Here is a 10674-nt window from a genome sequence, read left to right as displayed (position 1 = left end):
AACAGCCTGACGACCAAAAGCGTCGACGAACTGGCGGAGTTACGCCGGCGCAAAATGCGGATTCTCTACTTTGGTCTTGAAAGTGGCGATCCCGACACCCTGCTGCTGGCGAACAAGGGGTTTTCACCGGAGCAGATGCTGGTCCTGTGTCAGAAGACTCAGGCTGCTGAGCTTAAGCTGTCGATCACAGCGATCCTTGGCCTTGCCGGACGCAAGCGCAGCAGCGAACATGCGCAGGCAACGGCGGCCTGGATCAACGCGTTATCACCGGAATATTTTTCCTTGCTGACCATGTTCCGCCGTCATAACGATGGCTATTTCACGAAAATCGAACCCTTAAGCCATGGTGAAGTTCTTGAGGAAGCGCTGGCCGTTGTCCGCAAGCTGAACCCGCAAGGGACAATTCTGCGCTCCAATCACGTCTCCAACAGTCTGAATCTGGCCGGACGCTACCCCCGTGATCGTGAGGCAATCATCGCTCAGGCCGAAACAGCACTACAGCAGGCACGTCAGCATCCACGCTGGTTCAACGAAGTGCCTGATTATGAAGAGACCCTTTTTTGAACTGATCAAATTCTGCCTTTTTTCTTGGCATTTTTTTCAAGCACCAAATTCGAGTTGCCTCCCTGACTGTCTCGATTTATATTCATATTTAACAAATATGGTAACTATTCAGCTCTATCCTTGCGCAGGGCCTTTGGCTCCTGTGGCAAGGGTTTTTGTCGCCATGGACGGCGACAAAAAGCGGTCATGGATGACGAAAAGCGTCCCTTGACATAGGATTTCCGACCCGGTGCTGAACAGATACCAAATATGAATATTTGGAGGATGCTATGGCAATGACAAGCCTAAGTATTTGAGATCATTGGGAAGATTATATCAAGAATGAGGTCGCTAGCGGACGCTACGGCTCCGCAAGCGAAGTTGTTCGAGATGCCCTGCGCACTATGGAGGAGCGTAAAATCAGGCTAAATGCCCAGACTGATTTGAAACATAACGGTCGATATACCGAGGGTCAATGGGGCAAGAACCAGCGCAATATTTACCTGAAAGCCCTCGAGAAGCGCTTCGAATGGTTGGCAGAGCACCCGCGTCCGGGCAAACATCGTCCGGATGTGATGGATGATTATTACAGCTTCCCCCAAGGAGAACACGTTATCTTTTATCAGATAAAAGGAGGCTCCATTGATATTATCGGTATCCTGCACAGGCAGATGGATATGCTCACCTATTTTTGGTCAGACAGCACCGACGGGTAACCTAATCAAACAAAGGAACTGACAATTCCAATAACCTTAGAAATCTGTGTGAAACTTTTGTGTATCTTTGAAAGCTTTATTTTTCAATAGTTTAGCTTAGATTTTCACTCCCACTCGATTGTTGCCGGCGGCTTGCTGGAGATATCATAGACCACCCGGTTTACCCCTTTCACCTCGTTGATGATTCGGTTGCTGATACGGGCGAGGTCGGCGTAGGGCATGGGGTACCAGCCGGCGGTCATGAAATCTTTGGTCTCGACCGCACGCAGGGCGATGACGTATTCGTAAGTACGGCCATCCCCCATCACCCCCACCGATTTGACCGGCAGGAAGACAGCAAACGCCTGACTGATCTTGTGGTAGTGACCGCTCTCGTAGAGTTCGTCGATATAGATGGCATCGGCGCGGCGCAGAATATCGCAGTATTCTTCTTTAACCTCGCCCAGCACCCGCACTCCCAAACCCGGGCCGGGGAAAGGATGACGCCAGACCATCTGTTTTGGCAGACCGAGTTCTTCGCCGACGGCGCGAACCTCATCCTTGAACAGTTCACGCAAGGGCTCGAGTAATTTGAGCTTCATATAGTCGGGCAGACCACCGACATTATGATGACTTTTGATGTTATGGGCCTTACCGGTCTTGGCCCCGGCCGATTCAATGACATCAGGATAGATGGTCCCCTGGGCCAGCCACTGGGCATCCTCAACCTCGGCGGCCTGCTCTTCAAAGATATCGACGAACAGGTTACCGATAATTTTGCGCTTTTTCTCCGGGTCGGCCTCCCCTTTCAAACCATCATAAAAACGCCGTTGGGCGTTAACCCGTGTCACCTTGACACCGAGGTTGCCGGCGAAGGTGGCCATCACCTGATCACCTTCGTCAAGGCGCAACAGGCCGTTGTCGACAAAAACACAGTGGAGCTGATCACCGATGGCGCGATGGATCAGCGCCGCCGCCACCGAGGAATCGACGCCACCTGACAGACCGAGGATCACCTGCTCGGTGCCGACCTGTTCACGAATACGGGCGACGGCATCATCAACAATCTTCCCTGGCGTCCACTGCCCGCTGCAGCGACAAATTTTACGGACAAAGGTGCTCAACATCAGCTCTCCCTGAGGGGTATGATTCACCTCGGGGTGAAACTGCACACCATAGAGGTTGCGCTGGGGGTTCTGGATGGCGCACACCGGCGCGTTAGTCGTTCGGGCAACGACCTCAAAGCCGGTAGGCACATCCTCAACGTGATCACCGTGGCTCATCCACACCGAACTGGTGCCTTCGGTAAAAAATCCGTCAAAAAGGTCGCCCGGCCGGCCAACCGCCTCAAGCACGGCATGACCGTATTCCCTTTTTCCTGCCGCCACTACCTTGCCACCGAAATGCTGGCTCAGCAACTGCATGCCGTAGCAGATACCCAGAACCGGCACGCCAAGCTCAAACAGAGATTCCTCAACCGGCGGGGCATCAGCGTCGTACACTGATTTGGGGCCACCAGACAGGATAATGCCGCTGGGTTTGAAAGCACGAATCTCAGCCATGGTCATATCATAGGGATGAAGCTCGCAATAAACCCGCGACTCGCGCACCCGGCGGGCAATCAATTGGGTGTACTGGGAACCAAAATCAAGGATCAGAATCCGTTCGCTGTGGATAGTTGACATCTTAGCTGCCATTCCCCTCAATCCGGTAGTTGGGTGATTCCTGGGTGATGGTAACATCATGGACATGGGATTCCTTGAGCCCGGCATTGGTAATACGCACAAACTGGCCGTTACGCTGCAATTCACCAATGGTGCGACAGCCGGTATAGCCCATGCCGGAACGCAGACCGCCGATCAGCTGGTGGATATTGTTGGAAAGTGGGCCGCGAAACGGCACCCGTCCCTCGATCCCCTCCGGCACCAGTTTGACGTCCTGTTCTTCCGCCTGAAAATAACGATCCTTGCTTCCTTGTTTCATCGCTCCCAAACTGCCCATACCACGGTAGGACTTGTAGGTCCGGCCCTGATAAAGGATGGTTTCACCCGGGGATTCCTCGGTACCGGCGAACAGGGAGCCGATCATGACAATATCGGCACCGGCGGCAAACGCCTTGGGTAAATCGCCGGAAAATTTAATACCGCCATCGGCAATCAGCGGAATTCCGGCATCCAGGGTAACGCCGGCAACATTCTGAATAGCGGTAATCTGCGGCACACCAATGCCGGCAACAACGCGCGTGGTGCAGATAGAGCCGGGACCAATACCAACCTTGACGGCGTCGACACCGGCATCGATCAGCGCCCTGGCGGCAGCGGCGGTGGCAATATTACCGGCCATCAACTGCACAGACGGATATTTGGCGCGCAGCCATTTGACCGAATCGATAACTTTCTGACTGTGACCGTGGGCGGTATCTACGACCAGCACATCAACCCCGGCCTGAATCAGGGCTGCGGCGCGAGCCTCGAGATCATCACCGACACCGACGGCTGCACCCACCCGCAAACGGCCGAAGTCGTCCTTGCAGGCGTTGGGATACTTGCGCACCTTTTCAATGTCCTTGATGGTGATCAACCCTTTGAGCACAAAATCATCGTCCACAACCAGCAGTTTTTCTATGCGGTGCTTGTGCAGGTGAAACTTGGCTTCTTCCAGGGTCGTGCCGGGGGGAACCGTAACCAGTTTGTCCTTGGTCATGACATTGGCAATGGGCTGTTCCAGATTGGTTTCAAAGCGCAGATCACGATTGGTCATGATACCGACGAGCTTACCGTTCTGGGTGATGGGGACACCGGAAATGCGATATTTATTCATCACCACCAGGGCATCGGAGATCTTCTGATCAGGGGCCATGGTGATCGGATCGACAATCATCCCGCTTTCTGATTTTTTGACCTGATCGACCTCAATCGCCTGGGCTTCAGGGGTCATGTTTTTATGGACAATCCCCAGTCCGCCTTCACGCGCCATGCAGATCGCCGTGCGTGATTCGGTCACCGTGTCCATCGCCGCTGACAGCAGAGGGATATTGAGCCTGATCGTCCGCGTCAGTTGCGCGGAAAGATCCACATCTTTGGGAAGCACCTGCGAGTGGGCAGGCAGCAGCAGAACATCGTCAAAAGTCAGGGCTATGGGGATATCAGGCTTGTACATAACTGCTCCTTGTAGCTGGGGTAAAACCTTGTGGCTGACAAATGTAATGAATGCCTCATAGTGAGTCAATCGTTACCAGCCATCAGACATCGAGAGGTAAAAAAAATGAAAAAACGGCACGACCTATCAGGGCGATCCGCGCAATAAATAGGCTTCAATAAAAGCTTCTATGTCACCGTTGAGGACAGCATCGGTGTTGCCGGTTTCATAACCGGTGCGATGATCCTTGACCATGCGATAAGGGTGCAAAACATAAGAACGAATCTGGCTCCCCCAGCCAATCTCCTTTTTATCTTCAGAAAAGGCCGCGGCCTCTTGTTCTTTTTTGCGGATTTCCATTTCGTACAACCGCGCCTTAAGCTGTTGCAGTGCCGTTGCCCGGTTGGCATGCTGGGAACGCTGATTCTGACAGGCAACAACAATGCCGGTAGGCATGTGGGTGATCCGAATGGCTGAATCGGTCTTGTTGATATGCTGCCCACCGGCGCCACTGGCGCGATAGGTATCGACCTTGATATCCTTGTCTTCCACCACCACCTCAATAGACTCATCCAGCTCAGGAAACACAAACACCGAACAAAAGGAGGTATGGCGGCGAGAATTGGCATCAAAAGGGGAAATACGCACGAGGCGATGGATACCACTCTCGGAGCGCAGATAACCGTAGGCGTAATCACCGCTGACGTTGATGGTGGCACTTTTCAGACCGGCATCATCGCCGGGCTGATATTCGGTAAATTCGGTTTTAAACCCCTTATCCTCACAATAACGCAGATACATGCGCAGCAGCATGTCGGCCCAGTCCTGGGCTTCGGTGCCACCGGCACCGGCATTGATGCTCAAGGTTGCATCGCCGGCATCATGGGGGCCGGACAGCATGCGCGCAAATTCCATGGATGCGATCTTCTTTTCCAGGGCCGGCAGCATGGCATTTACCTCTTCGAGGGTTGCCTGGTCCTCCCCTTCCTCGCCCATTTCAATCAGTACCGTAGCGTCTTCAAGCTGCTGATTAACAGCAAGGCAGTCTTCAACAACCTTCTGCAGCCGGGTGCGTTCGCGCAGCAACTCCTGCGCCTGCTCCCCCTTATTCCAAAAATCGGGACGGGCGATCTCCGCTTCTAACTCAGCGACCCGTTCCTGTTTGACTGGAACGTCAAAGATACCTCCAGAGCTCTTCAAATTTTGTCTGCAATCCCTTGACGATCTCTTTTGGTTCGCGAAACATGATGATTTACTCCTTAAAAAAATGTCTCTCTAACGGGTGGTCTAACCAACGGGTTGGGCAGGACAATCAACTATCTGGTCGATCAGGTCAAGGGCTAATTTGCCTGCTCAAATCGTGATAAATTAACGCCGTATATGAATCTGGCGCGCCAGTGACTCATCCACGGCGAATTGTGAATGTCCGACTTTGAAAATATAGCTGGGAAACTTCTGCATCAACAGAATATCGCTGCCGGGCAAAACCCCCATGCCCATCAGTTTCTGCATTTTTTTATCATCACTGGCCGCCAGATAGGCAATTCCTCCTGTTTCCCCCGCCTTGAGCTCAGTCAAAGGGACAATCCCCGGCGAACCGGAACGTCGCGCTTCGGAGCAGCAATCGCCCGGCGGAATAGGGTTGCCGTGGGGGCAGGTACTGGGATGATTAAGCAAGGTACAGAGTTTGGTGTCGACCCCCTGGCGCAGCAGATGTTCAAATATACAGGCCTGCTCGTTACCTTCCTCCCCTTCGATGCCAAGGATATCCATGGTCAGACGTTCGGCCAGGCGATGCCTGCGCACCGTCATGCGCGCTTCGGCCTCCCCTTCACGGCGCAGAAAAATCCGGTTATCACGAATTTCAACAAACGCGCGCTGGAGCAGATCCTGTATTTCTTCAGCATCAGCGGCAAGCTGCAGATCAGCCAGCAGGCAGCCAACCTGATCACCTTCTACCGTCAGGATCCACAGGGACTCAAGAACTTCTTCAGCCTTTTCTGACAATAGTTGCATTTGCTTAGCCTCTTTTCTTGGTTGAAGACAGTAATCGTCGCAGCATTTTACCGGGCAGGGGATTGGCGTAACCACACCAGGGGCAATGAATTTTCTTGCAGCCGCCGAAGCAACTGCCACAGGAAGGCCGTTTGGGATCAACCTCAAGGTTGTCCGGCAACTCGCGATGACAAAAACCGCAGATCATAAAAGCAAGCCGGTCACCACCAGAATCCGGTTGAGCAACCATCCCGAGCTGAAGGCAAAAACGGTGACAAAGATAAAAATTGCCACAGCAATACGGAAACCACGCTCCTTGAACATCACCAGAAACTGGGCGACACAGGGAACAAAAAGGGTCAGGGTCACAGCGGCAACGGTCAGCTGGGTGACATTCAAGATACCGGCCATCTGCAGATCATACAACCCGGCAGCACCAAAATCGCGGCGGAAAAACCCGAACACAAAGGCAGTGGTGGCCTCGGTGGGCAGACCTATCGCCCTGACCACCGGTGAAAGCCCGGCAATGACCGCATCCAGGGTATTGGTCATTTTCCCCGCCCAGAGAATCACCGAGGCGAGAATAAACAGGGGGAAAATTTCAAAGAAGTAGCTCTTCATGCGTGTCAGGGTCTTAACACCGACATTATACAACTGTGGTCGCCGTAGCGGTGGAATCTCCATATAGAAGACCGGCTTTTCCCCCGGCAGCAAGCGATCGGCAAGAACACCGACCAGCAAAAATGCAAAGAGCAGGAAGATGGTCCATACCGCCAGGGCCGATGGCGCTGAAGACAGCAATCCGAGAATCACACCCAGCTGCGCACTACAGGGAATGACCAGGGCCAGCAGCAGGGTCGAAATCACCCGCTCGCGGGTCGTTTCCAGGGTGCGGGTTACCAGGGTGGCCATGGTGTCGCAGCCAAAACCCAGCACCATGGGGATAACCGCCCGACCGGAGAGTCCGATTTTCTTGAAGATGCGATCAAGCATCATCGCCAGACGCGGCAGATAGCCACTATCTTCAAGTACCGAAAAGACCAGAAAAAAGGAGCCGACAATCGGCAGCACCAAGGCGACGGCGTAGCGCACCCCCAGGGTCCAGACCCCGTATTCCCCGGCGATCAGTTCAAACAGCCATTCCGGCGTGAGGTATTTTTGCGCAAAGGCAATGACCGGCGGATTGATGTACTCTTCAAACAGAAATCCTTCGAGAAAATCGACCAGGGTACCGGCCCCGAAAACGCCGACAAACTGGAATAGCCCGAAATAGATCACCAGCAACAACAACGGCACGCCGGTGTAAGGGTTCATCATCCAAGCGGATAATTTTTCGCCAAAGGATTCTTGCGCTGCCTGTGTCTGTATGACGACGCCGTCGAGCATCTGTTTGCTGATATGACGCCGCTCCATACCAATCTGCAAATGCAGATCAGCACGGCGCCGAAAACGGATTTCCCGTAACAGCTCAACCAATGCGTTATGCTGGTCGCTATCCTCCTGCTGCTCGACCAACTGCTTGATATCCTCATCACCCTGAATCAGCAGCATCCCCAAAGCGCGTTTACTTAACCGATACTCCCCGTTCAGCAACCGGACAACGGCAGTAATATCCTGTTCAAGGTCATTGCGATAAACAAACACCTTATGCGGGCAGACGCAATAGTCTTTGATGGCGGCAAAGAGTTCTTCAAGGCCGACCTTGCGCTTCATCACCGCGCCGATCACCGGGACCCCGAGACGCTGCTGCAACCGTTCCAGATCAAGCTTCATACCGAGGCGCTCGGCTTCATCAAGAATATTAACCACCAGAACAATCGGCAGACCGGCCTCGACCAACTGCAAAGTCATGGGGAGCATGCGCTCAATATTGCGCGCATCAATCACGTGCACCACAACGTGAGGGTCTTTATGGAGCAGGATCTGTCTACCGACCCGCTCTTCTTCCGTGATCGGCATCAGAGAATACATACCGGGGGTGTCGAGAATCTCGTAGCGCTGTTCGTTGATAACACAGTGCCCCGACGACACCTCAACCGAGGTACCGGGGTAATTGGAGACGGTGGCGTATGCTCCGGTCAGAGCATTAAAGAGAACACTTTTGCCGACATTCGGGTGGCCGACAAGAATAACTTTGGGCAATGGAGACACTGACTCAGACATACCGGTACGTTCTTTCGGTGTTCAGGCTAGAGAAAACATGGTCAGGAGGGCTGGCTGCACTTGATACAGCGACCATAAAGTTCATGACGATGACTTTCTACTGAAAAATCATAGCGTTCCGCCACCTCACGCTGCAACTGCTCGATGCGCGGTTCGACAAACTCAATAATTTTACCACAGCGGGTACAGACCAGATGATCGTGATGATGATCGCTGTAGAGCGGCTCAAAACGGGTCTGACCATCACCAAAATTGAGCTCCACCGCGATGCCGCACTCAGTGAACAATTTCAGCGTGCGATGGACGGTGGCATAGCCGATGCGTGGGTGGTCTTTGCGCAATACCTGATAAAGCTCTTCGGTGGAATAATGGAAAGAAGAATCAAGAAAGGTTTCGAGAATAATCAACCGCTGACGGGTATTTTTCAACCCTTTGTTACGCAGATGCTGATTAAATACTAATGCTCGATTCATCGTTATCGCTCCTCTCGATACTACCCAGCCAACTGGTATCCATTCGGAAACTCCACAAGGAGTTAAGGCCTTAAAACCGGAAACCAACTGAAATTGAGTTTCAAAAACTAGAGCAAGAGGAACGAAAGATCAAGTAAAAAGACGAAGGAAAAAATCAACCCAGTTCGGTGGGGAAAACCTGGTACAGGAAAATAGCAATTCGACTGAACTGATCGAAAAACAGCAGGACACCAGCAACCATCAGCAACACCCCGGTGGCAATTTCTACAAAGCGGATATAACGCTTGAAGCGATCGAAGAAATTGAGAAAAGAATGAAACAGCAGCCCCGATATGAGCAGCGGGATTCCCAGGCCGGCAGAATAAAAACTCAACAGTAACACCCCTTGCCAAACGCCGCCGGTAGTGCCGGCAGCAATCGCCAGGATGGCTCCCAAAATCGGACCGATACAAGGGGTCCAGCCGGCGGCAAAGGCGATACCGACAACAAAGGTACCAACCAACCCGGCCGGTTTATGACGTACGTGTAGACGTTTTTCACCCAGCAAAGAGGTAAAACGGAACAAGCCGCTTAAATGGACACCGAATAGAAAAATGACCACTCCGCCGACCTTCTGAATAACCCCCAGGCTTTCGCGCAGATAGTATTGAACCGACGCCGAGGCCAGACCGGCCATGGCCCCCAGGGCAATAAACACCACCGAGAAACCGGCAATAAAGATCAGGCTGTGAACAAACACCCGGGTTCTGGCTCTGGTATCGTGCTGAGACAGATCCAGTTCACTGAAGGACATACCGGTAATATAGGTCAGGTATGAAGGGACCAGAGGAATCACGCAGGGAGAAGCAAAAGAGAGAATTCCCGCCATGAAGGCGATCCAGATTGTAATGTCGCTCCCGATATCCACGTAATAAAAGCCTTGTCAGTTTTTCAGCAGAGATTCGATCATGCGGTAGGTCGGATTCTGCATCCAGTCCCGACCGCCGATAATATGTTCAACAACCGTACCGTCACGATCAATAATATAAGACTCCGGGTAGCGAAAAACACCATACAGTCCCTGTACTACCGCCTTGCCATCGAGGAGGATAGGGAAGCTGTAGGAGTTGCGCAGCAGATACTGGCTGACAACCTGATGGCCGTCTGCCTCCACATTGACCGCCAGAAACACCAGTCCTTCCTCCTTGAACTGCTGGTACAGGCTCTCCATTGTCGGTTTTTCTTCACGACAAGGGGGGCACCAGGTGGCCCAGAAATTGATCACCACAACTTGTCCAAGATAATCGGAGAGGGAGACCCTTTCCCCCTGCATATTCACCAGGGTGAAATCAGGAGCCGGTTTTCCCACGGCAACAGACGAGCGCGGCGGCCCCCCTGAACACCCTGAGAGCAGCAGCAAACTGGTAACAACAAGCACCAGGGCCGATATTTTTTTTAACAACACGGTTATTCCTCTTTTTTGATATGCGCTTGCATCCTCAAACGACAGGCGCCAGTGTAGGGATGGATTACTGGATTTTCAATGTGCTTTGACACAGAAGCAGTATCAGCGCCACCAGACGCTGTAAAATTTTTCCACAAGGATCAACCACAAAACATATAGAAACCTGAATATTGAATTGTAGGTTAAGCGATCTGTCCGGTCAACAACAATCTGTTGTCATATC

Annotated in this window: 8 protein-coding genes and 2 pseudogenes; 2 read left to right on the top strand and 8 right to left on the bottom strand. The window is 52.6% G+C overall.

The genetic code is table 11. The features are described from left to right. Together AC6F7T_RS05975 and AC6F7T_RS05970 are read left to right on the top strand one after the other, a co-directional pair. Positions 1-564: pseudogene (locus AC6F7T_RS05975) on the top strand (radical SAM protein); the annotation flags it as partial. A gap of 308 nt (positions 565-872) precedes the next feature. After that, positions 873-1259 (top strand): annotated as a pseudogene (locus AC6F7T_RS05970) (type II toxin-antitoxin system RelE/ParE family toxin); the annotation flags it as partial. Positions 1260-1363: 104 nt separating this feature from the next. On the opposite strand, the gene guaA reads toward AC6F7T_RS05970, so the two are convergent. The 8 genes from guaA to AC6F7T_RS05930 all read right to left on the bottom strand — a co-directional run bounded on the left by guaA (position 1364) and on the right by AC6F7T_RS05930 (position 10451). Further along, the gene (gene guaA, locus AC6F7T_RS05965; RefSeq protein ID WP_500717088.1) at positions 1364-2923 is read right to left on the bottom strand and encodes a glutamine-hydrolyzing GMP synthase; all 1560 of its coding nucleotides are present in this window, start codon (positions 2921-2923) and stop codon (positions 1364-1366) included. 1 nt (position 2924) lies between these two features. Beyond that, entirely contained in the window at positions 2925-4397 is a 1473-nt protein-coding gene (gene guaB, locus AC6F7T_RS05960) for an IMP dehydrogenase (RefSeq protein ID WP_500717087.1), read from the bottom strand. 126 nt (positions 4398-4523) lie between these two features. Continuing rightward, positions 4524-5622 (bottom strand): peptide chain release factor 2 gene (prfB, locus tag AC6F7T_RS05955; protein WP_500717086.1). Its coding sequence is split into 2 segments (ribosomal slippage): positions 4524-5552 and positions 5554-5622, totalling 1098 coding nucleotides; the frame shifts between segments, so codons are not numbered across the junction. Positions 5623-5744: 122 nt separating this feature from the next. Beyond that, entirely contained in the window at positions 5745-6392 is a 648-nt protein-coding gene (locus AC6F7T_RS05950) for an iron dependent repressor, metal binding and dimerization domain protein (RefSeq protein WP_500717085.1), read from the bottom strand. A gap of 183 nt (positions 6393-6575) precedes the next feature. Beyond that, positions 6576-8534, bottom strand: coding sequence for a ferrous iron transport protein B (feoB, locus tag AC6F7T_RS05945; RefSeq protein ID WP_500717084.1), 1959 nt, complete (start codon positions 8532-8534; stop codon positions 6576-6578). A gap of 41 nt (positions 8535-8575) precedes the next feature. Then, positions 8576-9007 (bottom strand): transcriptional repressor, encoded by a 432-nt coding sequence (locus tag AC6F7T_RS05940; RefSeq protein ID WP_500717083.1) that lies wholly within the window; start codon positions 9005-9007, stop codon positions 8576-8578. 154 nt (positions 9008-9161) lie between these two features. After that, complete coding sequence (locus AC6F7T_RS05935; RefSeq protein ID WP_500717082.1) at positions 9162-9914, bottom strand: cytochrome c biogenesis protein CcdA; 753 nt, start codon at positions 9912-9914, stop codon at positions 9162-9164. A 15-nt stretch (positions 9915-9929) separates the two neighbouring features. Continuing rightward, entirely contained in the window at positions 9930-10451 is a 522-nt protein-coding gene (locus AC6F7T_RS05930) for a redoxin domain-containing protein (RefSeq protein WP_500717081.1), read from the bottom strand. Positions 10452-10674: the final 223 nt, after the last annotated feature.

The sequence above is a fragment of the Pelovirga sp. genome (assembly GCF_059864205.1).
Note: the sequence above shows the minus strand (reverse complement) of the source record. Positions and strands in the feature narration are given on the sequence as shown.